The following is a 23,697-nucleotide window of genomic DNA, read 5'->3' on the forward strand; positions in this document are numbered from 1 at the left end:
AGAGGGTTCGATGGGTTCAAGGGGTGGCAGGTGGATGGCCGCAACGCAGTGGGTTGTTCATTTCGCGGCCTTCGACTTGCGACGCCGTTCAGCGATGAGGGGCCAGACCAGCAGGATTACCGCCATGACCGTGAACAGCAGCGGGAAGGGCCGGGTGAGGATGGGCGAATAATCTCCGCCGGTCATCATCAGCCCCGAGCGGAGCTTTTCTTCGCCCAAGGGCGCAAGGACGAAGCCGATCACGAAAGGGCCCAAGGGGATGCGCGCCTTCTCCATCAAAAAGCCAAGCACACCGAACACCAGCATCACCCAGACGTCGAACATGGTGTTGTTCAACGCATAGCTGCCGATGACGCAGAACATCATCACCACCGGCAATACGAACGCTTTCGGCAAATAGATCAGCCCGGCAATGTGTTTCACGGTCGAGGTCATCAGGATGAACATCAGGATATTCGCGAGCAGTGCCGCGGCGATCATGCCCCACACAATGTCGTTGTTGGTCAGAAACAGGGTTGGTCCCGGCTGGATCGAATGGATGGTCAGTGCGCCGATCAGAATGGCGTCAATCACGCTGCCGGGGATGCCCATGGCAATCAGCGGAATCAGCGCACCGCCTACTGTGGCATTGTTCGCCGCTTCCGATGCTATGATGCCTTCTTCGGACCCATGGCCAAATTCTTCGGGCCTGTCGCTGACGTTTTTGGCCACGGTATAGGCGACGACCGATCCGATGCTGGCGCCGATCCCGGGCAGGATACCGATCCATGTTCCGATAAACGACGACCGCAGCAAGTTGCCCGCGCTGCGTTTCAGATCGCTCAGGGACATCAGGATGCCCGATGTATTCATCTTGTTACGCTCGGGCATGTCGGCGCGATCCATGCAATCCTTGATCACCTGCGACACGGCGAAGGTGCCGATCAGCACCGGCAAAAGCTGCAATCCGCCGTTCAGTTGATAGAACCCCATGGTCATCCGGGGCATCCCCGACGACGGATCAACCCCCGGCATCGACACCAACATCCCCAGCAGGCCAGAGATCAGCCCCTTGACCAATGATCCCTCGGAGACCGAGGCGATCAATACCATCGCCATCATGATCAGCGTGAAATACTCGAACGGGCCGAACCGTGTTGCCAGAATTGACAGGGGCTGTGTGATCGTCAGCAGCACGACCCAGGACACCAGCCCGCCGACAAAGGATGCGGTTATCCCAAGCCCCAGCGCGCGCCCCGGCTTGCCCGCCCGCGCCATGGGGTATCCGTCGAGTGTGGTCATCACGGACGCGGGCGTGCCCGGCATCCGCATCAGCGTGGCAGTGATCAGCCCGCCCGATATCGCGCCGACATACATGGCGATCAGCAGAACCACCGCATCGAATGGATCCATATAGAACGTTAGCGGCAGCGTCAGCGCGATCAGCATCGCGCCCGACAGCCCCGGAATCGCCCCCACGACAATGCCCAACGCCGTGCCGATGAACAGCATGAAAAACGTCCATGGCTCAAAGATATGGCCGATGGCGCCGAAAAGTGCCGGAAGATCCAAAGTGCCCCCTTAGACCGGAAGGTCGACGACGAAGATTTCGGTAAAGACGTATTGCGCACCAAAGGCGGTGATCGCCGCGAGTATCAGGGCGGGCAGGATGCGGCGGCGCGAAAACCCTTCCATCCCCAGAATCAACAGCAGCAGATAGACAAAGGTGATGATCCCGAACCCCGCCAGTTTCAGCTGCAGCGCGGCAACATAGGCCAGGGTCAGCCCCATCACGACAACGCCGCCCATCGGGTTGCCGCCCGAAAACTCTTCCCGCATTGCGGCGCCCGCATCGATACCGCGCAGCGACAGGGCGGCCCGCAGGATCACGGTAACGCAACACAGGATCACGATGACCGAGGTCCATATGGGCACCGGGCCAGAACCCAGAGGCTCGAACCGCCCGGGGGGCAGGGCCAGCGCCTGAACCAGAAAGACACCACAGATCAGGGTGATCAGGGTGGACACACCGATTTCGGTGAACGGACGACGTTCCATGGATACCCCGGAATGACAGGTTGGCACGCCCCGTTGCGGGACGCGCCTGAGTGGTCAGTTCTGGGCAGCCAGCTTTGCCACCGGCTCGATTGCGCTCCAGGTCGCGTCCAGATCGGCCTGCAGCGCGTCACCGGTCAGAAAGGATTCCGAGAACCCCTTGTCGGCCAGGAATTTCTGATACCGCTCCGTCTTGATCGCTGCGCCGACGGCGTTTGCAAAACCATCGACAGCCTCTTGTGGCGTGTCCTTGGGCGCAAAAATCCAGTTCTTGATGCAGAACGTCATGTCGAACCCTTCTTCCGTCACCGTCGGAATGTCCGGCAGGCCCTCAAACCGTTCGGGTCCGGTATAGGCGAGCGGTTTGATCTGGCTTTCAGGATTGTCCGTTCCATCGGGCAGCAGGGTAAAGTTGATCACCTCGGCGCCTGACAGCACGGTCAGATTGGTCTGTGCTCCGGTCAGGGCGGTAAAGTTCGCCGTACCGCCGCCGACCTGTGCAAAGCGGAACTTTGCACCGGGCAGTGTTTCCTGCAACATCACCCCGGCCAGATGGTTGATCGCACCGATATTCACCCCCATGATCAGGGTATCAGGCTCGGCCTTGGCCTTTTCCAAAAGCTGACCGACGCTGTCGATCCCGCTGTCTTTTCGGACCATTGGTAAAAGGCAGAATTCACCCGTTGCAGCGACCGGTTTGAAATCACGCCAGCTGAAGTCCAGTGCACCGGTGCCTTCGCCGCCCATCAGGGCAATGTGGATGATAACAAAGTTATATCCGTCGGGATCGCTTTCCATCACCTGCCGTGCGCCGATGGAATAATGGCCGCCGACATTGACCACAGTCACAGGTTGGCTCAGCGCATCGGCGTCCTCGATCGATGCCTGAAGGACGCGGGCAACCTGATCCGAAGTGCCTCCGGCGCCGAACGGCACGATCAGCCTGACGGGTTTTTCCGGCCACTCAGCCAGTGCGACACCCGTCGTTGCCAGCAAGGCAGCGGTGGCCAGTCCCAATAGTTTTCTCATTTGATCCTCCCCGATCAGCATAAGCAATAGATTATTTTATATAACCTTATTCACGCTTAACATTATGAAGGTGCATTTAATAAATCAACCGGTTTTAGCCGCCCGGGCGAAACAGGCGGACCACGACAGCCTTGGCGCGACATCCGGTTGAGACCAGCGGATCGACGGCCGGCTGCATGGCTGGCGCTGGCGGAATCGGGATATCGGCACGTCGACGGTGGATCAGTGTTCGGCGAACGCCGTGCGACCTTTCAATGTCCACTCGAAAGGTCGATCTGCTTGATCGCCTGCGGATGGTCCGTGAAGGGGATACCCCGCGCTAACTTCTCTGTTTTGCCCGGCGTTCGCGCCAAAGTGTGAACAGCCCTGCGGCCACCACCATGGACACGCCCAACCCCACGGCAGGGCGCAGATCTTCGCCCAGCACCAGAATGCCCAGCAGTGTCGCGAAAACCAGATGCAGATAGGCGAAGGGCTGCACCGCACTGGCCTCGGCCACCTCATAGACCTTGATCAACAGGAAATGCCCGAGGGCACCCAGCACACAGAGCGCGGCCATCACCACCTGATCGCCCGGTGTCATCGGCTCCCAATACCACAGACCGATCGGGGTGATTGCCAAGGCCCCGATGACGCCGGACCAGAAAAAACTGGTCGCTGCGGTGTCGCCCCGGGCCACATACCGGGTCAGCAGGGAATAGAGCGCAAACATAAATCCCGCCGCCAAAGGGATCAAACCGGCAGGGGTGAACAGCGCGCTGCCCGGTTGCAGGATGACAAGAATTCCCGAAAATCCCGCCCCGATTGCCGCCCAGCGTCGCCAGCCGACACGTTCACCCAGAACCGGGCCGGACAGCGCCGCGATCAGCAGCGGGCAGGCGGCAAAAATCGCATGGGATTCCACCAGCCCCAGTTGCACAAAGGCGACAACCATCACGCAGATCTCGGCAGGCAGCAACAAGCCGCGCAGCAATTGAACCCATGGGTGACGCGACCGGGCGGCGGCAGCCAGCCCGCCTGCCCGACGGGTGGCGATGGTGACGGCGAAAATTCCGAAGAACCAGTATCGCAGCATCACCACGACATAGACGTTGTAATTCGCCGCCAGATGCCGCGACAGAAGATCCTGCAAAGCAAAAATCACCGTCGTGCAGATCATCAGCGTGATGCCCAGCTTTGTATCGTTCTTCATCACAGGGCGGGGTCTTTCCGGCAGCGGGTCATATGTCTTTTGCGTCCATAACCTGCGACACGCTCAACCGTGAAACCGGCGTCACTCAGGGCGCGGCGGACGGCCCCGGCGGCGGTATAGGTGGCGGCAGTGCCATCCGGCGCAGTATGGCGGGCGACTTCGGCCAGCAGATCGGGCGACCAGAGTTCGGGGTTCCTGGCCGGAGAAAAGCCGTCAAGGAACCATGCGTCTGCCTGATCCGGCCATTTTGGCAAGCTGTCGCGTGCATCTCCCGGGATCAGGTGAAACTCAAGATCCGGCAAGGTGATGCGGCCCGGGCCGTTTTCCCACAGGGGCGTCAGTTCGCGCGACAGGTCGGCCAGTTCGGGAAACGCCAGATGGGCACGCTGCATGGCCTCGGCGGGCAGGGGAAACGCCTCGAAGGTGGAAAAGCGCAGGCGCCCGCCGATCCCCGCAGCGCGCCACAAATGCAACGTCGCCAGCAGGTTCAGCCCTGTCCCGAAGCCCAGTTCCGCAATATGGAATCCGGGTGCGAACCGCTCGGGCAACCCGTTGCCCTCCAGAAACACATGCCGCGTTTCGGCCAAGCCGTCGTCAAGCGAGAAATACGGGTCGTCAAAACGCAACGACACCGGCAGGTTGCCGGCACGCCATTCGATCGGGTGGGACTGGTTCGCATCCATGGGGTGGTCTATGCCGCATCTGTCGGGAATTGCGGCGGACAATGGGCAAGGGACGCGGGAATGGCAACGGTCGACGTGACAGTGCGCGGTGCCGGAATATTCGGCCTCTCCATCGCCTGGGCCTGTGTGCAGGCGGGTGCGCGGGTGCGGGTGATCGATCCGGGCGGCGTGGCGGCCGGGGCATCGGGCGGAATCGTCGGCGCACTTGCGCCCCACACGCCCGAACGCTGGAACGTCAAGAAGGCGGTTCAATTCGAAAGCCTGATCGTCGCCGAACGGTTCTGGGCCGGGATTGATGAGGTGTCCGGGCTGGCATCGGGGTATGGGCGCACCGGACGATTGCAGCCCGTGGCCGATGACCGGGCACTGGAATTTGCGTATGAGCGAACGGAGGCAGCGGCGGTGCTGTGGCAGGGGCTGGCCGAGTGGCGTGTGGTGCCTGCAACCGGCGCCCCGTGGGAGCCGCCATCGCCCAGCGGATATCTGATCCACGATACACTAAGCGCCCGTATTCACCCCCGGCAGGCCTGCTTGTCACTGGCGGCCGCTTTGCGGGTCAAGGGTTGCGAAATCACCGCAACGGGTGACGATCAGGGGGCGGTCGTCTGGGCCACTGGCGTGGCGGGATTGCTGGACAGCGGGGCGGGGAACGGCGTCAAGGGGCAGGCCGTGCTGTTGCGATTGGCGATGCCCGATGCGCCGCAACTCTTTGCCGATGCGCTGCATGTGGTGCCCCATGGGGATGGCACGGTCGCGATCGGATCAACCAGTGAGCGTTATTTTGACGATCCCACTGCCACCGACGGTCAACTTGACGATGTGCTTACCCGTGCCCGGGCGGCGGTGCCCGCTTTGCGCGATGCGCCGGTGATCGCGCGCTGGGCCGGGGTGCGCCCCCGCGCCGCCAGTCGCGCGCCGGTTCTGGGGCCATGGCCGGGGCGGGACGGGCATTTCATGGCCAATGGCGGTTTCAAGATCGGCTTTGGCATGGCGCCCGGAGTGGCGTCGATGATGGCCGGTCTGGTGCTGCACGGACGCGATGAAATCCCCGAGGATTTTCGGTTTTACTTGCCCGGGACGTCCAAGGGGTAACTGAAGTCATCTGATTGCCTGACAGGTTGGCGTCAGCTCAAGCGGACCGGGCATAAGCTCGGCCCCGCTAAGTTTGTCAGTCCCGCCCATAGAACAGCGATACAGTGTGTTCTGCCTCGGCGAAGAACAGCCAGCGTGTGATCAGAACGCCCGTCACATGGCACAGAACCGCCAGCGCTGCCAGAAGATGGTGAAACGGCAACAGCAACAACGCAACGGGCACCGCAAATGCGAGCGCAAGCGCGATCGATCTGAGCTTGACCGAGTGTTTGCGCGCGACGACGAAAACCATTTCCTTGGTCAGATAATTGTCACTTGTATGCGGCCCCTCGAACAGGCGAACCTTGCCGAATTGCCCCAATCCCGTCGCCGTGCCTGCGGTGCTGCCTGTGGCGGCAAACCGGGAATCGCCGAACTTCCACGCAAAGAATTGCGCGATGCCGGTCAGCACCAGAAACAGGATCGCGGCGGGCACCTCGCCGGACAAAAGCGCACCGCCTGACAGCGAATAGGCGACGAACATCACGCTGGTTGACCAGTGGCTCCAGCGCGGCACGGTGCGGATCGATGCATAGATCATCGAAGTCACATAAACCGTCGCCATGCAGGCCAGCGCTCCGAGCCACCCCAGAGGTGCCAGACGGATTCCGAACAGCACCAGAAACGCCGCGAAAATCCCCATCAATCCCAGTGTGCCGACCGACGCCCAGCCTTCACGGCTCAGCCAGCTTGTGCGCCACTGCGTGAAAGCCTTGAGCGCGCGCTCCGGGTGGCCAAGGTGGAAGGTCGAAAAGATCAACCCACCGACGGCCAGGGCAAAGGCGATGAAAAAGAACCAAAACGCACTCCAGCCTGTAACCTCCGGAAACCCAAGCCCCAGAAACGCCAGAAGTCCGAAGCCCATACCCGACAGGGTGGTAAAGGCGATGATAGAAGCAGCGGGATGCATCAGACTTTCTCCAGCGCACGGTCGAGCCAGCCCAGAAATCCGCCCTGGGCGGTGGTCACAGGCTCAAGAAAGGGGGCCAAGACGTCGATGTCCTGATCCTTGGGACGGGGCGGCAGATATTTGTTGACCGGTTTGGTTCCCTGTTCGGGCATCAGATCAAAACCGCCCCGTTCGGCCACCAATTTGCTGACGTCGGAATCGGGGTCGCCAAGATCGCCGAAATGTCGTGCCCCCGAGGGGCAGGTGCGGACACAGACGGGCACCCGGTCTACTTCGGGCAGGTTTTCATTGTAGATCCGGTCGACGCAGAGGGTGCATTTTTTCATCACCTTCTCGACCGGGTCCATTTCCCGCGCGCCATAAGGGCAGGCCCAGGCGCACAAACCGCAGCCGATGCAATCTTTTTCGTTGACCAGAACGATCCCGTCTTCCACCCGCTTGTAACTGGCACCGGTCGGGCAGACGGTCACACAGGGGGCGTCTTCGCAGTGCAGGCAGGATTTCGGGAAATGTACGGTCTGTGCCGGGGCGGCTTCGGGTTTCACCTCGAAAGAATGGATGCGGTTCAGGAAGGCCCCGACAGGATTGGCACCATAGGCGTCCTTGTCGGCCAAAGGCGCGCTTTCATTCTCGGTATTCCATCCTTTGCAGGAGGTCACGCAGGCATGGCAACCGACACAGGTGTCCAGATCGATCACCAGCCCCAGTTTGCGTTGGGTCGTTTCAGGCAGCGTGGTCATACCGGCTCTCCCAGCTTTTAGTGATCAAGATACCCGCGCCGGAAGCACGAGGTTTCAACGAAAATTTGCATCCCGCCTTTGATGTCCGGCTCATGAGCCCACCTTCTGGCGAACATTGGCCGGTCCGCGTCCGACCGGTGAAACCTGTTCGCCGGTGTCGGGATAGCTGCGCGCAGGCGTGCGCACCTTTTCAATCTTCACCCGCAGATCGAACCAGGCCGCCTGCCCGGTCACCGGATCCGAGTTTGCATAGCGCAACCCGTCGCCCTTTGCGGGCAGCAGTTCGTGAATGATATGGTTCAGCAGAAAGCCTTTTTTCGCCTCGGGCGCGTCCTTGTCCAGTGCCCAGGCACCGGCGCGTTTGCCGATGGCGTTCCAGGTCCAGATCGTGTTTTCGTTCAGCGCCGCCATATGCGCCACGGGAACGGTAATCTCACCGTGGATCGATGAGACGCGCGCCCAATCGCCATCGCTGAACCCGTTTGCCTCCCAGATCTTGGTCGGGACATACATCGGGTTGTGCCCATGGATCTGGCGCAGCCAGGCGTTCTGCGACCCCCAGGAGTGATACATCGCCATCGGTCGCTGGGTCAGGGCGTGGATCGGGTATTCGACCGGGTCGGCATGGCCGTCTTCCAGTGGCGGATACCAGACCGGCAGCGGATCGAGAGTCAGCTTGATCCGTTCGCGCAGGTGCTCGGGGGGCTGACGGGTGCCATGGCCTTCGGCAGCCAGTTGGAACCGGCGCATGGGTTCAGACCAAAGCGTGAAGATATAAGGCGTTGGTTTGTCGAACAGGCCGATGTCGACGGCCCAATTCTGATAGGCCATGTTCCACGGTTTATAGAACAGCGCGTCGTCCGGGATATGGCTGCTCCAGAACCCGCCGTTCTGGATATAGGCGTCGATCTGACCCTCGTTCGGCGCACCGCGTCCTTCGGACAGCCCGGTTTCGCCAATCCGCCAGCCCGCAAGCGGCCCGATCCCGGGGCGGCGTTCGTGGCTGACGATATAGTCGGCGTAATCGGCAAATTTCTGCGATCCGTCCTCGTTCACGAAACCCGGAAGGTTCAGCCGCGCACCCAGATCGACCAGCGCCGACTGGAAGCCTTTGACGTTGCGGTCAGGCTCGACCACGGGCCAGCGGATCGCGTCGGCCACGGCGTCGGCCTCGCTGATCGGGCGGTCAAGCAGTGAGATACAGTCGTGACGTTCAAGATAGGTCGTGTCGGGCAGGATCAGGTCGGAATAAGCGACCATTTCCGAACTGTAGGCATCTGAATAGATGATATGCGGGATGACATATTCGCCGCTTTCATCCTTGTCGGTCAGCATTTTCATGACGCCGGATGTGTTCATCGACGAATTCCACGCCATGTTCGCCATATACATGAACAGCGTGTCGATCTTGTAGGGATCGCCGGCATGGGCGTTGGAAATCACCATATGCATCATGCCGTGCGACGACATGGGATTGTCCCATGAAAACGCCTTGTCGATGCGCGCCGGTTCGCCCTCGGGGGTCAGGCACAGATCGTCCGGACCATGGGTGAACCCCAGATGCGGCCCGTCCAGCGGTTTGCCCGGCGTGACGTTGTAATGCGGTTTCGGGTGCGCGGTGGCGGGTTTCGGATAGGGCGGTTTGAACCGCATGCCACCGGGGGTTTCGACGCTGCCCAGCAGGATCTGCAAAAGATGCAGCGAACGGCAGGTCTGAAATCCGTTCGAGTGGGCGGAAATTCCGCGCATCGCGTGGAACGACACCGGGCGGCCAATCATTTTCTCATGCTTGGTGCCACGGAAGTCGGTCCAGGGCTGATCAATCTCGATGGCTTCGTCAAAAGCGACGCGGGCCAGCTCGGCGGCGATCCGGTGAATCCGGTTGGCGGGCAGACCGATCCGGTCGGCGACAGCCTCGGGGGTATAGGTGTCGGTCAGGTATTTGTCGGCGATATGCTGAAACACGGTGCGGTGGCTGATACCGGCGCGGCGCAGTGTTCCGGCCAGATCGGGTTGCACCCCGGGCTGGTCAAAAGCAGCGGGCTTGCCGGTCACCCGGTCGATCACCATATCCTTGCCGTCGTCGGTTTTCAGAAGCAGGCCGAATTCCGGGCTTTTCGGGTCTTCGTTGACCAGCACCGGCGAGTTGGTGAACTGCGCCAGATAGGACAGATCGACCTTGCCCGCCTTCAGCAGGCAGTGAATCAGCGACAGGATGAACAATCCATCGGTGCCCGGCGTGATCCCCACCCATTCATCGGCAATGGCGTTATAGCCGCTGCGGATCGGGTTGACCCCGATCACCTTGGCGCCGCGCGCCTTCAGTTTGCCCAGACCCATCTTGATCGGGTTGGAATCGTGATCCTCGGCCACGCCAAACAGCATGAACAGTTTGGTGCGGTCCCAGTCGGGCTGGCCGAACTCCCAGAATGCGCCGCCCATGGTATAGATGCCCGCCGCCGCCATGTTGACGGAACAGAACCCCCCGTGTGCGGCATAGTTTGGCGTGCCAAACGCCTGCGCCCACCATGACGTAAAGCTTTGCGATTGGTCGCGTCCGGTGAAAAACGCCAGTTTCTCGGGCGCGGTCTCACGGATCGGCTTCAGCCATTTGACCGCGATGTCATAGGCTTCGTCCCATGAAATTTCTTCGAACTTGCCCGAACCACGTTCGCCCACCCGTTTCATCGGGGCGCGCAGGCGGGCGGGTGACAGGTGCTGCATGATCCCGGCGGCACCCTTGGCACAGAGCACACCCTTGTTCACCGGATGGTCGCGGTTGCCCTCGATATAGGCAACCTGGCCCTTTTTCATATGCACGTTGATGCCACAGCGGCAGGCGCACATATAACAGGTGGTCTTGCGCACCTCATCGGACACCTTGGGCGAGGTGTCGATTTCGGGTTGGGTATGGTGTGTCATGGGTGGGATGCCTTCCTGTGCCGCGCCAAGCGGATCATGTCAGCGCCGTGCGCGCAAGGGCCAGTCCGGCCAGCCCCATCAGAAGCGACAGGCAAAACGGGCGATACCATGGTTCGAACCGTGGGGTGAAGAGAAGCTTTCCGCCAATGACACCCAGCGCGGCGGCAGGTGCCAGAAACAGACCGCGCGCCACCGTCCGTCCATCCATGGCACCGAACCACAGCAGGGTGGCCAGTGTCGTGACGGTCGAAAACAGCAGGAACACCACCAGCGACGCACGCATTTGACGCGCCGGACTGTCCGAGGCCAGAACATAAAGCGCGACAACCATTCCGCCGACCGATGCAATTCCTGTGGCGATCCCGGCCAGCAGACCCGCGCCATAAAGCCCCGGCTTTGTGGCCAGAAATGCCAGCCGGATCCGCGCCAGTTGCGTCGCGGCCAGCACCAGAATCACGACGAGCGCGACCAGTTTGCTGATCTCGACCGGCAGCGCCATGGTCAGCGCAAAGCCCACGGGCACACCGACCATTGATCCGACGACAAGGCCAAAGACGACACGGCGGTCCGCTTCGGCCCAGCCGCCCCGCGCCATCAGGACCGAGGCTGTCATTTCCAGCCACCAACACACCGGGATCAGTTCGACAGGCGGCAGGATCAGCACCGCGCTGGCCATCGTCATGGCTGACAGGGCAAACCCTGAAAAACCGCGTACCAGACCGGCAAGCAGGACGATGCCAAAGAGGATCGCGAGGTTTCCCGCGCTCAGATCCGTCATTGCCGTGATATCGAACAGGTTCATGCACGGCTTATGGCGGCAAGTGCGACCGAGGCAAGCCGGGCCGCAGGTGGATCAGCGCGCGAGGTCAACAGGATCGGCACCGAGGCGCCCGTGACGATACCCGCCGCACAGCCCCCCGAAAGATACACAAGCGATTTGAACAACACATTGCCCGAAACGATATCGGGCACGATCACCGCATCGGCGTATCCCGCCACCGGATCGTCAGTCAGACCCTTGGTGGCAGCGCTTTCGGGCGACAGGATCAGATCCAGCGCGAGCGGACCCGAAAAATCGGCATCGGTGATATTGTCCCGTGCCCATTCGGCCAGTTCTGCCGCTTCGCCCGATGAGGGTACGGCAGGGAGTACGCTTTCAGTGGCCGACAGAAACGCGACACGCGGCCGGGCGGTGCCTAGACGATGCAGCAGATCGACCACCGCATGGGTCGCGTCGCGGCGGGTTTCGATGTTGGGCGATACGTTCACCGCCGCATCGGAAATCAACAGCGGGCGACCGCCGGATGGATGGGTGATGTAAAAGATATGAACCAGCCGCCGCCCGGTGCGCAGCCCTGCATCACGAGCCAGAGCGGCCTTCATGAAAGTGTCCGAGTGCAACTGACCCTTCATCAGCACATCGGCGTCGCCACGCCCGCAGGCCTCGGCGGCGGCCTTGGCCGATGCTTCTTCGCCTGTCGCTTCGATCAGCGGAAAGGTGGATATGTCCCAGTCGAGCGCACGCGCTTCGGCGCGGATCAGATCGGGTTCGCCGGTAAAGATCGGGTGCATGATCCCGGCGCGGGTCGCATCCATCGCGGCCTGCATCGGCAGGGGCGCACCGGCGCGAGCGATGGCGACACGGGGTGCCCCGGCGGCGCGGGCCATGTCCAGCAGACCTGTCGGACAGACTGCCGGTGTATCAGACAGAAAGGGCGAACGGACGTCGGACATTTGAAAGCCTTGTGGTTTAAGGAAGCGGGCCCGCGCGTTTGCGGCGCGGGCCCGGCGTTTTCTTTATTCTACGGTCATGTCCGAACCGCTGACACCGGCAACGGCGACTGGTTTCTTCATCGCGTCGCGGCGGAATGGTTCGCCCAGCTCCTGGTTCAGCAGCACCTCGATAAAGGTCGTGGTACCATTGGCCATCTGTGCCTTGACGGCAGTGTCCAGAGCATCGGTCAGACCCTGCATCGTGGTCACCTGCACACCCTCAAGCCCACAAGCCTTGGCAATGCCCGCATAGGACACTTTGGTATCCAGTTCGGTGCCGACAAAGTTGTCATCGAACCACAGGGTCGTGTTACGCTTTTCGGCGCCCCACTGATAGTTGCGGAAGATCACCATGGTGATGGCGGGCCAGTCGTCCCGTCCCACCGATACCATTTCGTTCATCGAAATGCCGAAGGCGCCGTCGCCTGCAAAACCCACGACGGGCACATCGGGCTGGCCGATCTTTGCGCCGCAGATCGCCGGAAAGCCATATCCGCAGGGACCGAACAATCCGGGTGCGAGATATTTGCGGCCATCCTCAAAGCTGGGATAGGCGTTGCCGATGGCACAGTTGTTGCCAATGTCCGAACTGATGATCGCATTCTTGGGCAGAGCGGCCTGAATCGCGCGCCAAGCCTGACGCGGCGACATCTTTTCCGGCTCGCGGTTGCGGGCGCGTTCGTTCCAGGTTGTGCCCGGATCGTCATCCTCGTGGTCGAGGCTGGTCAGTTCTTGTGCCCAGGCCGATTTGGTCTGTGCGATCATCGACTTGCGCGCATCGCGTCCAGTATCGCCGGCGTTTTCGCCAAGGTGCGAAAGGATACCCTCGGCGACCTTTTTCGCATCACCGACGATGCCGACAGCCACGGATTTGGTCAGACCGATCCGGTCAGGGTTCAGATCGACCTGAATGATTTTCGCGTCCTTGGGCCAATAGTCGATGCCATAGCCCGGCAGGGTGGAAAACGGGTTAAGACGGGTGCCAAGCGCCAGAACGACATCGGCCTTGGCAATCAGCTCCATTCCCGCCTTGCTGCCGTTATAGCCCAGAGGGCCGGCAAACAGGGGGTGCGAACCCGGGAAAGCATCGTTGTGCTGGTATCCGACACAGACCGGCGCATCCAGTTTTTCGGCCAGTTTCATGCTGGCGTTGATGCCACCGGCCAGAACCACGCCTGCACCGTTCAGGATCACCGGGAATTTTGCCGATGACAGAAGCTCGGCTGCCTTTTTCACCGCATCCGCGCCGCCTGCAGGCGTTTCAAATTCGAGAACTGCGGGCAGGTCGATATCAATCACCTGAGTCCAGAAGTCGCGCGGCACGTTGATCTGCGCCGGGGCAGAGGCGCGGTACGCCTTAAGGATCACCCGGTTCAGAACTTCGGCGATGCGGGACGGATCGCGCACTTCTTCCTGATAGGCGACGCAATCCTTGAACAGGTTCATCTGTTCCATTTCCTGGAACCCGCCCTGACCAATGGTCTTGTTGGCCGCCTGAGGCGTGACCAGCAACAGCGGTGTGTGGTTCCAGTATGCGGTTTTCACCGAGGTGACAAAGTTGGTGATGCCGGGGCCGTTCTGCGCGATCATCATCGACATTTCGCCGGTGGCGCGGGTGTATCCGTCGGCCATCATCCCGGCGGTCATTTCATGGGCACAGTCCCAGAATTTGATGCCCGCCTTGGGAAACAGATCGGAAATCGGCATCATGGCCGAACCGATGATTCCGAATGCATGGCGAATTCCGTGGGATTGCAGCACTTTTACAAAGGCTTCTTCGGTCGTCATTTTCATTTGCGGTGTCCTCCTACGGGCGCATTGCACCGTGTCTTAGTGCCAACCATTGCCCCGCGATAGGGCCAGTTGCGCGGTCGATCTAGAGCCAGCCAGATATTTTTGAGCCGTTTGGTCTCAAAATGCAAGCCGTTCGTGGTATTTTGCCGGTGCCGTAACGGCGGTATCGGCCTTAGTGCCCGCCATTCCGGTTCAAATGTCGTGCCACCAGTTCCAGCCCGCTGCGGATACGGTTGGTCGGAATTGACGAATAGGCAAGCCGATAGAAATTGTTCGGCGCGCCCTCGGCCACGAAAAACGGGTGGCCCGGTTCGATCAGCACCGAATCGGCCCGCAGGTCTTGCGCGATCCGGGCCATATCGGTGCCTTCGGGCGCGCGCATCCACAGGGCTGAACCGCCGAACGCGCCACGCCCCGCGATCTCCAGCCCCAGATCGCTGATCGCCGACTCCATCTCGCGCCGCCGGTCATGATAGGCGCGACTGGTGCGGCGGATCATGGCGTCATAGTGGCCCAGCGACAGGAAATAGGCGGTCGTGCGCTGGATATGGCCGGGAACATGGCGCAGCACCGTTGAACGCAGCGCCCGCGCCTCGCGGATGAACGGCGCCGATCCTACCAGAAACCCCAGTCTCAGCCCCGGAAACAGTGACTTCGAAAAGCTGCCGACAAAGATCACCCGCCCATCGGTATCCAGCGACTTCAATGTCGGTGACGGCGATTTGAGGAACGACATCTCGAATTCATAGTCGTCTTCGACGATCAGCATGTCATTGGCCGCCGCCCTGTCCAGCAACGCCTGCCGCCGGTGCAGCGGCATGGTGGCCGCTGTCGGACATTGGTGGCTGGGCGTGGTGAACAGCACATGTGCGTCGTCGGGCACCTGCTCGGGGATCAGCCCGTCGTCGTCCACCGGCACCGGCACCAGATTACAGCGCGACTGCACCAGAATATCACGCAGCGCCGGATAGCATGGATCCTCGATTGCCGCCGTGCGCTGCGGCGTGAGCAGAACCTGAGCCGTGAGCCAGAGCGCGTTTTGCGCGCCCATTGTGATCAGGATCTCATCGGGTTCCGCCAGTATCCCACGGCGGGGCAGTGAGCGACGGGCGATGAACTCGATCAGTTTCGGATCGTCGGAATCGTAATAGTCCGACGTCAATGCCGAGAAATCCCGCTGACCCAGCGCCTGAAGTGCGCACAATCGCCAGTTGGCGTGATCAAACAGCGTCGGATCGGTCTGGCCATAGATGAAAGGATATTTATAGCTCTGCCAGTCGGCAGGTTTCACCATCCCAACCCCGCCGGAAAACCGCTGACCGATGGCGCGCGTCCAATCCACCCGGTCCACCCGCAGTTTCGGTGCAAAGGCGGGGTGCTGTGGTGCATTGTCGGACACAAAGTACCCGGAGCGCCCGCGTGAGGTAAGATAATCGTCAGCCAGCAGTTCGGTGAAAGCCAGGGTCACGGTGATCCGGCTGACCCCAAGATGCCGTGCAAGACTCCGGGTGGATGGCAGCCGTTCGCCCGGACGGAACCGCCCGGCCAGAATGCCCGATGCAACCATCGTCTGGATCTGGAATTGCAACGTGCCCTCGGATCGGGGGTCGAGGAAGAAAGAATCGGCGGGGACGGACATATATTTTTGGACCTATCGCTGTTCTCAGTTTGGCTCTATCGCAGAACGGGCGCAAGTGGGCCGTTCCCTGTCGTCGATTGCGGTACGGGCCGTATTGTTGTTTATGAGCCTGAAATGTGAAAACGCGCCAAAGGAGCCCACCCCATGTCGAACGCCGCATTGGAAGCCGCAATCGAAACCGCATGGGAGGGCCGCGACGCCATCACTCCCGCAACCACAGGTCAAACCCGCGAGGCAATCGAAGACACGCTTGCGGCGCTGGATTCCGGCAATCTGCGTGTGGCCGAGAAACAGGCCGACGGATCGTGGCATGTGAACCAGTGGGCGAAAAAGGCTGTGCTGCTGGGATTCCGTATCAAGGATATGGAAATGCAGCAGGGCGGTCCGCAGGGTTCCGGCTGGTGGGACAAAGTTGACAGCAAATTCGCCGGATGGGGCGAAAAAGAGTGGAAGACCGCCGGTTTCCGCGCCGTGCCCAACTGCATCGTGCGTAAATCCGCCTTTATCGCGCCCGGTGTGGTGTTGATGCCCTCCTTCGTCAATCTGGGCGCCTATGTGGATTCCGGCACCATGGTCGATACCTGGGCCACCGTGGGAAGCTGCGCGCAGATCGGCAAGAACGTGCATCTGTCGGGCGGCGTCGGCATTGGCGGCGTGCTGGAACCGATGCAGGCCGGCCCGACGATCATCGAAGACAACTGTTTCATCGGTGCGCGGTCCGAGGTGGTCGAGGGCTGTATCGTGCGCGAAGGTTCGGTTCTGGGGATGGGCGTGTTTATCGGCAAATCCACCAAGATCGTCGATCGCGAAACCGGCTCTGTCAGCTATGGAGAAGTGCCGCCCTACTCGGTCGTCGTTGCCGGATCGATGCCGAGCAAGAACGGCATCAACCTGTACTGCGCCGTGATCGTCAAGCGCGTCGATGCACAGACCCGCAGCAAGACAGCGATCAACGAGTTGTTGCGCGACTGAGCGCAATCGTCGCAGAAACCCAGACCCGCCCCCGGCGTTGCACACCTAAAGGCAGACACCGGGGGCTGAAATTTTCCGACCCTCGCAAACCCAAGATCCACGCTGCGCGAGGGAACAATTCGCCGGATCATCGCATTTATACGTCACATGACATAATGCACGAGGGGAGCGGCACATGGGAATTGGGTTAATCGGAGCCATCATCATTGGCGGACTTGCGGGCTGGATCGCAAGCATCATCATGAAGGCCGACACGGGCCTGATCCTGAACATCGGACTGGGAATCGTCGGCGCCGTTGTGCTGAACCTGATCCTTTCCGCCTTGGGCATCTATGCCGAGCGGTCGTGGCTGCCGCAACTTATTGTCGGGTTGATCGGTGCCTGTGGGCTGATCGCCATATGGCGCGCCGTCGCGCGATAGAATAGACCGGTCCACAGGACACGCCGGAAATGATAATGCTGGACGCGCCCTGCCGTTGCTGGCAGGACGCGGCCTATGGCAAAATCTGAAAAAATACATCACGTCTATACCCTTTTGGTGCAGGTCGGTCGCCGGGCCGGTGATGGCCTGCCCAAGGGCGCGACCGGTGCGGCGCTGATCTGCTATGCCTCGGGCGTGGATGAGGGCGAGGCGGTGCGCGAAACCGTGGCGATCCTGAAACAGGCTGATCTGGCTCCGCTGGATGTGACCGGATATGGCACCCTCGAAGAGCGGTTGGCCGAAGGGCACGAGATTGACGAAGACGAACAGACGTTGATGGCGCGGGCGTCAGATGAAAATTCGGTGATCGTGGCGCAGATGACGCCGCTTTATGATGACCCCGGCAAGGTCGCCGCAAGCGAAGAGGGGGGTAATCCCCGATGAGCGTACCCCAAACCCCCGCCGATCCCGTTGAATTGACCGCGGCGCTTATCCGCTGCGCTTCCGTCACTCCGGATGAGGGTGGCGCCTTGGTATTGTTGGCCGATCTGCTGACCAAAGCCGGGTTCCTCTGCACCCGCTGCGACAGAAACGGTATTGCCAATCTGCACGCGCGCTGGGGGCAGCTTGGAAATGGCAGGGTCTTTGGCTTTAATGGCCACACCGATGTCGTACCCGTGGGCAACCGCGCCGATTGGCAGCACGATCCTTTCGGGGCCGAAATTGTCGATGGTGTGATGTACGGACGAGGCGCTTGCGACATGAAATCCGGCGTTGCGGCCTTTGCTGCCGCTGCCGTCGATTTCGTCCGCGACACCCCGCCCGATGGTGCGGTCGTGCTGACGATCACCGGCGACGAAGAAGGTGACGGGGTGGACGGCACCACTGCAATTCTTGACTGGATGACCGAAAACGGCGAACGGATGGATGTCTGTCTGGTCGGCGAACCGACCTGTCCGGAAACCATGGGCCAGATGATCAAGATCGGGCGTCGCGGCTCGATGACCGCGTATTTCACTGCGACCGGTGTGCAGGGGCACTCGGCCTATCCACACCGGGCTAAAAATCCCTTGCCGGCCATGGCACGGCTGATCGACAGGTTGGCCCGTCACGAGTTGGACACCGGCACCGCGCATTTCGACGCCTCGACTCTGGCTGTCACAACCATCGACACCGGTAACCCGGCCAACAATGTGATCCCGGCCACCTGCCGCGCCACGGTCAATATCCGGTTCAACGATGCGCATTCATCGGCTGGCATCATCGAATGGCTGCAATCCGAGGCAGCCCTTGTGGCAGGTGAAACCGAGATCGCTTTCGCGATGACGACCAAAGTATCGGGCGAAAGTTTTCTGACCCCGCCCGGCGATCTGTCGGCGCTGGTGGCCCGTGCAGTCACGGCAGAAACCGGTGTGACGCCAGAGCTGTCCACCACTGGCGGCACTTCCGACGCGCGGTTCGTCAAGGATCACTGTCCGGTCGTTGAATTCGGACTGGTCGGGCGGACGATGCACCAAGTCGATGAATGTGTCGACGTAGCGCAAATTCATCAGCTCAAGGCGATTTATTCGCGGGTTCTCACTGACTTTTTTGCATGATCGTTGCGCGAACAGACGATATTGTCGCCTGCCATCGGCTGCGCCATGCCGTGTTCGTCGATGAACAGGGGATCACCCCGGAAGATGAATTTGACGGGCGGGATGGCGAGGCGATTCACCTGCTGGCCATGCTGGGCGGTGTTCCGGTCGGGACGGCCCGTTTGTTTATCATCGGAGATATCGGCAAGATCGGGCGGGTCTGCGTTTTGTCCGCACACCGGGGTACGGGAATCGGAGCGGCGCTGATCCGTGCCGCCCTGACCGAATTGCGCGTCTTGCCGGCGGTTCGGCTGGCGCGACTGGGGGCACAGACCCATGCCATCGCATTTTACGAGGCTCTGGGATTCACCGCCCATGGGCCACTCTATGACGATGCCGGAATAGCGCACCGTGATATGGACCTGACGCTTTAAAACCGAAGCTTTTCGTAATGGTGAAAGAACCGCGATCAATCGGGTAAAGACCGGCTGGGACGCGACATCTGAGCGGTGCCCGCGGCGTGGTGGTTTCGTTACCAGTCCTGCGCCGGTTGCGCGACCCGCGCTGGCGGCTGGTGCTGGCCGTGGCCCCTGATCGCGAAGGCATGATCAGCCGGGTCTGGCCCACCGATCTGCCGCGTATCCGGCAGGGACAGGGGGGACTGGGTGTGCGGATGGGGCGGTTGCTGCGGCAACCCGGACCGGTGGCGGTGATCGGCTTGGACATCCCGGGTGTCAGACGGCATCACGATCTGATGCGCCAATCCAGCGACTAAAAAATTCGGCAGCTCAGCGTTTCAACTCATCGGTCAGGCGCACCGGTTCGGTTTTTCCGGTCAGACGCGCGCGGTAAATTGGCAGCGATTCGGCCACCCGCATGACATAGTTCCGGGTTTCATCGAACGGAATATGCTCGATCCAGTCCACCGGATCGATACCATCGGCGCGTGGATCGCCGAAGTCGCCAATCCAGCGGTCCGGTCTGCCCGGCCCGGCATTGTATCCCGCCGACACCAGCGTGACATTGGGGCCGAACCTGCCGAACAGTTCGGCCAGATATCCAGTGCCAAGGCGGGCGTTGTAAACCGGATCGGTGAACAGCCGTGCGCGGGAGAACGGCAAGCCCAGCTTTTTCGCCATGTCCTGTGCTGTGCCCGGCATCAACTGCATCAGCCCGCGCGCCCCCACTCCGCTGGCCACACCGGGGTTGAATTCGCTTTCGCGCCGGGCAATCGACAGGGCCAGTTCCAGAGGCACCGGGATATTGCCAAGTCCCAGATCGACCACAGGGTAATAGGGCCGCGGCAGGGTGATCCCCGCCTGTGCTGCCTGTTTGGCAATCAGCACTGCCATATGCGGTTCGCCCAACGCCAATGCCAGATCGCCCAGTGTACCCAGCTCGGGTTCGCTCAGGGTTTCTGCCAGATGCACCAGAAACCGTTTCGACAGGTCCCGTTCGCCCGCCGCCTGCAACCGCAGGGCGGTTTTCAGCACCGATGATCCGGCAAAAGACGATTCTGCCAGCGGCGGATAAATCTGTTTGCCGATCAGTTCGGGGTCCATCGGCAACCCGCCGCGTTCGGCGGCGAGCAGGCCATAAAAACTGGTCTGATATTCCGCGCCGTAAGCATAGGCGACCGCAGCCGCTTCTTCATCGCCCAAAGCTTCCTGCGCGCGGCCTTCCCAGTAACCGGCCCGGCCCAGACTGATTGGTGTGTCCACAGCCCCCCGGAATTTCTGGAAATGGATCAGCGCCTTGGCGGGATCGTCAAGGAAACTCAGCGACAGGTACCCCGAAAGCCATTCCAGATCGGCATAGTCGGACCCGGATTCAAGCCAGTGTGACGAGGCAACGGCATAGGCGTCTTCGTGGCGTTTCGCCCGCATCAGGGTGCGCGCCAGATCGCGCCGCGCCCGCGCCCAGATTGCCGGTTGCCCAAGGCGCTCGTAGGCTGTGCTGTGTTCCAGGATCAGGGTTGTCGCCTCGTCAACGCGGTTGCGGGCGTGGGCGTCGCGAAATTTCTCATAGGCCAGACCGGGATCGGATTGCAGGGCGGTGGGCACGGCCTTCACCGCGGCCTCGGCTCCGTTGCGCCCGTTGCGCAGGCTCAGCCGTGCCTCGGCCAGCGCGGTCTGGTCAGCATCGCCAAGCCGGGGCAGCATGCGCCGCGCGGCGCTTTCGGAATCCCGCCACAGCATATTGTCCAGCCGCACGGCATGCAGGGGGAACAGGACGTCCGGATACCGCTGTAGCAGCGCGAACTCGGCCTCGGCGGTCATTGAAATGTCCAGCCAGGCCAAAGCCGCCATCGATTCGGCATCGCCATTGGCACCGATCGCCGCAAAGGCATTGACCAGAGCGACGACGCCGTGCCCGGTCATTGGCTGGTGGTCGGCAAAAAACGCGATCACGTCGGGCCCACGGGCATCCAGCGGCAGGGCCTCTTCGCTTTTCTGTTTCAGATAGGAAAGACCCGGCCAGTCGGGATGGCGGTTGAGAAAGGCCAGCGATTCGTCAAATGTGCCGCGTCCGGCCCGTAAGCGATGCCATTCGACGACATCGCCTATCAACGGCCCGGCCTGGGCGCCCAGTTCTGCCGCGGTGTCCCAATCCCCCGCCCTGAGCGCCTGCATCGCCTGGGTTGCGGCCAGGCTGGCCAGTGACACGAAAGGGCGGCGCACGGGCCGGATTCCGGTGTCAGATATCTGCGACCAGACGGGCCAAGGCGCGCCGATCAGCAAAAGGCCAAAAACAAGCATATTTCGAAGGAAATTGTACATGTTGCGCAACCTATCCTTATGCCCGATTACATCAATACACAAACTTGGCAATCCGGCGATCCGGCGCTAGGGTCCGCGCGCACCGGAGGGTGCATTTAACGGGGCCATAGCGCCCAAAAGATAAAGGAAGCGTGTCATGTTCAGGGGATCTTTCGTCGCACTGGTCACGCCGTTCAAGGACGGTAAGCTGGATCTGGACACGCTGAAGAAACTGGTCGACTGGCATATTGAACAGGGCACTCATGGCCTTGTGCCCGTCGGCACCACAGGCGAAAGCCCGACGCTGAGCCATGCCGAACATGAACAGGTGGTCGAAACCGTGGTCGCCCATGCGGCTGGGCGGGTGCCAGTGATTGCCGGGGCCGGATCGAACAACACCTCCGAAGGCATGCGGCTGATTCGCCATGCTGCTTCTGTCGGGGCGGACGCCGCGCTGGTCGTGACGCCCTATTACAACAGGCCGACACAGGCGGGCATGATTGCGCATTTCACCGCGCTTCACGATGCCGCCGATATTCCGATCATCATCTATAATATTCCGCCTCGTTCGATGGTCGACATGACACCCGCCACCATGGGCGTTTTGGCAAAGCTGCCGCGCATCATCGGTGTCAAGGACGCCACCGCCGACATCACCCGGGTTTCGTCCCAGCGGATCACCTGCGGCAAGGATTTCGTCCAGTTGTCGGGCGAAGATGGGAGTGCTCTGGGCTATAACGCCCATGGCGGTCATGGTTGCATCAGCGTGGCGGCAAACGTCGCGCCAAAGCTCTGTGCTGAATTTCAGACCGCCACGCTGAACGGCGATTTCGCCAAGGCGCTGGAGTATCAGGACCGGTTGATGCCGCTGCATCTGGCGCTGTTTCTGGAGCCCGGGCTGGTCAGTGCGAAATATGCCCTGTCGCTGCTGGGGCTGTGTAGCGATGAGGTGCGCCTGCCGTTGGTCGGGCTGACCGATACTGCGAAAGAGGCGGTTCGCGCGGCGATGCGCCATGCCGGGTTGATCGACTGACCTTTGGATATCAGGCTGCGTCGCGTTTCGATCTGCGATGCAGCCAGATTCCACAGAGCACCATGACAGCCAGCGCGGCGACGATCCCCACCACATCGGTCACGAGTTCGGCCATGTATTCCAGCTCGGTCGCGAAAATATACCCCAGCGCAACATAGGCGCCTGTCCAGACCACCGCACCAAGAACCGCGGACAGGGTGAACGCGGCCCAGCCGACGCCGGTGGCACCGCAGATATAGCTGACATAGGGTCCGGTCGGGCTGAGCACTGTATGGCTCAGGAACACGGCCAGCCCACCGCGCCTCTGCAACAGCGATTCCGCCCGATCCACGGTCGAAGCCACACGCCGAACTCCGCGTATGCGCGTCACCAGAGGCGGCCCGGCGCGGCGGGCCAGATGAAACGCGAGTTGGTCGCCGATCACGTAGGCCGCCCAGATCGCCGCAATCACCTGCCAGAGGATCAGATCGCCCGTCGCCGCAAATGCGCCCGCCGCCAGAACCAGCATCGAAGCGGGCAAAGGCACGGCAAGACATCCAAGAAGGACCGTCAACGCAACGATCCAAAGCCCGTATTCGGGCACAAGGGCCAGAAGTGTTCCGGTCACCGGTGCACGGCCCGCCAGACGGCGGCCGCGGCGCGCAGTCTGACGTTCAGTTCTTCGAGTGTGATGCCAAGGTCATCGGCGATGTCATCAAGTTTGCGACGCTTGTCTACATGGGGTTTGATATCGAACACCGAAAACACCACTTGGGGCGGCAGGCGCCATGACATCACCACATGGCGCGGGGTCATCCATTCCTTCAGGTCGGGGTCTTGCGGACGGGGGCCGCGCAGATGGGCCACGTCCAGCACAAATCCGATGGCAAACCACAGCGCCACGATGGCCGACAAGATCAGCCCCAACGCCGGGATCCAGTTGCGCCGCAGCGCCAGTGTGAAATCACTCAGTCGCACGTCATTCCCATAGGCCAGTGTTTCCGACTGCCGGGTATCCGGCAACCCCATTGTTCAGAAAAGACAGGGTCCGTGGCGCGGGCAAGGGACAGCCGAAACGGACGTCGTGCAAAGGAAAAGGGCGCGTTCCG

Annotated in this window: 22 protein-coding genes and 1 pseudogene; 8 read left to right on the plus strand and 15 right to left on the minus strand. The window is 61.4% G+C overall.

All coding sequences use genetic code 11. The features are described from left to right. Window positions 1-57 precede the first annotated feature (57 nt). From FQ320_RS02395 to mnmD, 5 genes are all read right to left on the minus strand, one after another. Complete coding sequence (locus tag FQ320_RS02395) at window positions 58-1,551, minus strand: tripartite tricarboxylate transporter permease (protein ID WP_222861562.1); 1,494 nt, start codon at window positions 1,549-1,551, stop codon at window positions 58-60. A 9-nt stretch (window positions 1,552-1,560) separates the two neighbouring features. Continuing rightward, complete coding sequence (locus FQ320_RS02400) at window positions 1,561-2,037, minus strand: tripartite tricarboxylate transporter TctB family protein (protein ID WP_148469692.1); 477 nt, start codon at window positions 2,035-2,037, stop codon at window positions 1,561-1,563. A 54-nt stretch (window positions 2,038-2,091) separates the two neighbouring features. After that, window positions 2,092-3,063, minus strand: coding sequence for a tripartite tricarboxylate transporter substrate binding protein (locus FQ320_RS02405; protein ID WP_187393747.1), 972 nt, complete (start codon window positions 3,061-3,063; stop codon window positions 2,092-2,094). A gap of 319 nt (window positions 3,064-3,382) precedes the next feature. Beyond that, window positions 3,383-4,255 carry a DMT family transporter gene (locus FQ320_RS02410; RefSeq protein ID WP_370513007.1) on the minus strand — a complete coding sequence of 291 codons (873 nt, stop codon included), beginning with the start codon at window positions 4,253-4,255 and terminating at the stop codon, window positions 3,383-3,385. Further along, a complete protein-coding gene (mnmD, locus tag FQ320_RS02415; RefSeq protein ID WP_148469697.1) occupies window positions 4,255-4,938 on the minus strand; it encodes a tRNA (5-methylaminomethyl-2-thiouridine)(34)-methyltransferase MnmD in 684 nt (227 codons plus the stop codon). The genes FQ320_RS02410 and mnmD overlap by 1 nt, the downstream gene beginning before the upstream one ends. Window positions 4,939-4,998: 60 nt before the next feature. On the opposite strand from mnmD, the gene FQ320_RS02420 reads away from it, so the two are divergent. Further along, entirely contained in the window at window positions 4,999-6,030 is a 1,032-nt protein-coding gene (locus FQ320_RS02420) for an FAD-binding oxidoreductase (protein WP_148469699.1), read from the plus strand. A 76-nt stretch (window positions 6,031-6,106) separates the two neighbouring features. Here the strand turns inward: FQ320_RS02420 and FQ320_RS02425 are convergent, their stop codons facing one another. The 7 genes from FQ320_RS02425 to FQ320_RS02455 form a co-directional block, all read right to left on the minus strand. Beyond that, entirely contained in the window at window positions 6,107-6,979 is an 873-nt protein-coding gene (locus FQ320_RS02425; RefSeq protein ID WP_148469702.1) for a DmsC/YnfH family molybdoenzyme membrane anchor subunit, read from the minus strand. Then, the gene (locus FQ320_RS02430) at window positions 6,979-7,719 is read right to left on the minus strand and encodes a 4Fe-4S dicluster domain-containing protein (protein WP_148469703.1); all 741 of its coding nucleotides are present in this window, start codon (window positions 7,717-7,719) and stop codon (window positions 6,979-6,981) included. Before FQ320_RS02430 ends, FQ320_RS02425 begins: the two co-directional genes overlap by 1 nt. 90 nt (window positions 7,720-7,809) lie before the next feature. After that, complete coding sequence (locus tag FQ320_RS02435) at window positions 7,810-10,641, minus strand: molybdopterin oxidoreductase family protein (protein ID WP_148469705.1); 2,832 nt, start codon at window positions 10,639-10,641, stop codon at window positions 7,810-7,812. Window positions 10,642-10,675: 34 nt separating this feature from the next. Beyond that, a complete protein-coding gene (locus FQ320_RS02440; protein WP_255509341.1) occupies window positions 10,676-11,443 on the minus strand; it encodes a sulfite exporter TauE/SafE family protein in 768 nt (255 codons plus the stop codon). After that, complete coding sequence (locus FQ320_RS02445) at window positions 11,440-12,375, minus strand: phosphate acyltransferase (protein ID WP_148469707.1); 936 nt, start codon at window positions 12,373-12,375, stop codon at window positions 11,440-11,442. Before FQ320_RS02445 ends, FQ320_RS02440 begins: the two co-directional genes overlap by 4 nt. Before the next feature lie 63 nt (window positions 12,376-12,438). Then, complete coding sequence (gene xsc, locus FQ320_RS02450) at window positions 12,439-14,208, minus strand: sulfoacetaldehyde acetyltransferase (protein ID WP_148469709.1); 1,770 nt, start codon at window positions 14,206-14,208, stop codon at window positions 12,439-12,441. Between the two features lie 172 nt (window positions 14,209-14,380). Beyond that, on the minus strand, window positions 14,381-15,847 hold the full coding sequence (locus FQ320_RS02455) for a PLP-dependent aminotransferase family protein (protein ID WP_148469711.1): 1,467 nt from the start codon (window positions 15,845-15,847) through the stop codon (window positions 14,381-14,383). A 144-nt stretch (window positions 15,848-15,991) separates the two neighbouring features. Between FQ320_RS02455 and dapD the strand changes: the two genes are divergently transcribed. The 6 genes and pseudogenes from dapD to FQ320_RS02485 form a co-directional block, all read left to right on the plus strand. Then, on the plus strand, window positions 15,992-16,819 hold the full coding sequence (gene dapD, locus FQ320_RS02460) for a 2,3,4,5-tetrahydropyridine-2,6-dicarboxylate N-succinyltransferase (RefSeq protein ID WP_148469713.1): 828 nt from the start codon (window positions 15,992-15,994) through the stop codon (window positions 16,817-16,819). 175 nt (window positions 16,820-16,994) lie between these two features. Continuing rightward, window positions 16,995-17,240 (plus strand): GlsB/YeaQ/YmgE family stress response membrane protein, encoded by a 246-nt coding sequence (locus FQ320_RS02465; protein ID WP_148469715.1) that lies wholly within the window; start codon window positions 16,995-16,997, stop codon window positions 17,238-17,240. A 75-nt stretch (window positions 17,241-17,315) separates the two neighbouring features. After that, entirely contained in the window at window positions 17,316-17,684 is a 369-nt protein-coding gene (locus FQ320_RS02470; RefSeq protein WP_148469717.1) for a hypothetical protein, read from the plus strand. Then, window positions 17,681-18,838 (plus strand): succinyl-diaminopimelate desuccinylase, encoded by a 1,158-nt coding sequence (gene dapE, locus FQ320_RS02475; protein WP_148469719.1) that lies wholly within the window; start codon window positions 17,681-17,683, stop codon window positions 18,836-18,838. Before FQ320_RS02470 ends, dapE begins: the two co-directional genes overlap by 4 nt. After that, window positions 18,835-19,251: a GNAT family N-acetyltransferase gene (locus FQ320_RS02480; protein ID WP_148469720.1), complete on the plus strand. Its 417-nt coding sequence runs from the start codon at window positions 18,835-18,837 to the stop codon at window positions 19,249-19,251. The genes dapE and FQ320_RS02480 overlap by 4 nt, the downstream gene beginning before the upstream one ends. Before the next feature lie 17 nt (window positions 19,252-19,268). Next, a pseudogene (locus FQ320_RS02485) lies at window positions 19,269-19,565 on the plus strand (DUF2064 domain-containing protein); the annotation flags it as partial. 40 nt (window positions 19,566-19,605) lie between these two features. On the opposite strand, the gene FQ320_RS02490 reads toward FQ320_RS02485, so the two are convergent. Then, window positions 19,606-21,597, minus strand: a complete 1,992-nt coding sequence (locus FQ320_RS02490; RefSeq protein WP_148469722.1) for a lytic transglycosylase domain-containing protein — start codon at window positions 21,595-21,597, stop codon at window positions 19,606-19,608. Window positions 21,598-21,733: 136 nt separating this feature from the next. Between FQ320_RS02490 and dapA the strand changes: the two genes are divergently transcribed. After that, window positions 21,734-22,609, plus strand: a complete 876-nt coding sequence (gene dapA, locus FQ320_RS02495) for a 4-hydroxy-tetrahydrodipicolinate synthase (RefSeq protein WP_148469724.1) — start codon at window positions 21,734-21,736, stop codon at window positions 22,607-22,609. Window positions 22,610-22,619: 10 nt separating this feature from the next. Here the strand turns inward: dapA and FQ320_RS02500 are convergent, their stop codons facing one another. Further along, window positions 22,620-23,216 (minus strand): DedA family protein, encoded by a 597-nt coding sequence (locus FQ320_RS02500; protein ID WP_148469726.1) that lies wholly within the window; start codon window positions 23,214-23,216, stop codon window positions 22,620-22,622. Further along, window positions 23,213-23,611, minus strand: coding sequence for a hypothetical protein (locus FQ320_RS02505; RefSeq protein WP_148469728.1), 399 nt, complete (start codon window positions 23,609-23,611; stop codon window positions 23,213-23,215). Before FQ320_RS02505 ends, FQ320_RS02500 begins: the two co-directional genes overlap by 4 nt. Between the last annotated feature and the right edge of the window lie 86 nt (window positions 23,612-23,697).

This window comes from Oceaniovalibus sp. ACAM 378, from assembly GCF_008085915.1.
Classification (GTDB): domain Bacteria; phylum Pseudomonadota; class Alphaproteobacteria; order Rhodobacterales; family Rhodobacteraceae; genus Oceaniglobus.

Bases quoted from the DNA above. Each gene is read 5' to 3' on its own strand.
- FQ320_RS02425 (WP_148469702.1), bottom strand. From the start codon at position 6,979: ATGCATCCCGCTGCTTCTATCATCGCCTTTACCACCCTGTCGGGTATG.
- FQ320_RS02420 (WP_148469699.1), top strand. From the start codon at position 4,999: ATGGCAACGGTCGACGTGACAGTGCGCGGTGCCGGAATATTCGGCCTC.
- FQ320_RS02470 (WP_148469717.1), top strand. From the start codon at position 17,316: ATGGCAAAATCTGAAAAAATACATCACGTCTATACCCTTTTGGTGCAG.
- FQ320_RS02430 (WP_148469703.1), bottom strand. From the start codon at position 7,719: ATGACCACGCTGCCTGAAACGACCCAACGCAAACTGGGGCTGGTGATC.
- FQ320_RS02445 (WP_148469707.1), bottom strand. From the start codon at position 12,375: ATGTCCGACGTCCGTTCGCCCTTTCTGTCTGATACACCGGCAGTCTGT.
- FQ320_RS02480 (WP_148469720.1), top strand. From the start codon at position 18,835: ATGATCGTTGCGCGAACAGACGATATTGTCGCCTGCCATCGGCTGCGC.
- dapD (WP_148469713.1), top strand. From the start codon at position 15,992: ATGTCGAACGCCGCATTGGAAGCCGCAATCGAAACCGCATGGGAGGGC.
- dapA (WP_148469724.1), top strand. From the start codon at position 21,734: ATGTTCAGGGGATCTTTCGTCGCACTGGTCACGCCGTTCAAGGACGGT.
- FQ320_RS02405 (WP_187393747.1), bottom strand. From the start codon at position 3,063: ATGAGAAAACTATTGGGACTGGCCACCGCTGCCTTGCTGGCAACGACG.
- mnmD (WP_148469697.1), bottom strand. From the start codon at position 4,938: ATGGATGCGAACCAGTCCCACCCGATCGAATGGCGTGCCGGCAACCTG.
- dapE (WP_148469719.1), top strand. From the start codon at position 17,681: ATGAGCGTACCCCAAACCCCCGCCGATCCCGTTGAATTGACCGCGGCG.
- xsc (WP_148469709.1), bottom strand. From the start codon at position 14,208: ATGAAAATGACGACCGAAGAAGCCTTTGTAAAAGTGCTGCAATCCCAC.
- FQ320_RS02435 (WP_148469705.1), bottom strand. From the start codon at position 10,641: ATGACACACCATACCCAACCCGAAATCGACACCTCGCCCAAGGTGTCC.
- FQ320_RS02400 (WP_148469692.1), bottom strand. From the start codon at position 2,037: ATGGAACGTCGTCCGTTCACCGAAATCGGTGTGTCCACCCTGATCACC.
- FQ320_RS02490 (WP_148469722.1), bottom strand. From the start codon at position 21,597: ATGTACAATTTCCTTCGAAATATGCTTGTTTTTGGCCTTTTGCTGATC.
- FQ320_RS02410 (WP_370513007.1), bottom strand. From the start codon at position 4,255: ATGAAGAACGATACAAAGCTGGGCATCACGCTGATGATCTGCACGACG.
- FQ320_RS02440 (WP_255509341.1), bottom strand. From the start codon at position 11,443: ATGAACCTGTTCGATATCACGGCAATGACGGATCTGAGCGCGGGAAAC.
- FQ320_RS02465 (WP_148469715.1), top strand. From the start codon at position 16,995: ATGGGAATTGGGTTAATCGGAGCCATCATCATTGGCGGACTTGCGGGC.
- FQ320_RS02455 (WP_148469711.1), bottom strand. From the start codon at position 15,847: ATGTCCGTCCCCGCCGATTCTTTCTTCCTCGACCCCCGATCCGAGGGC.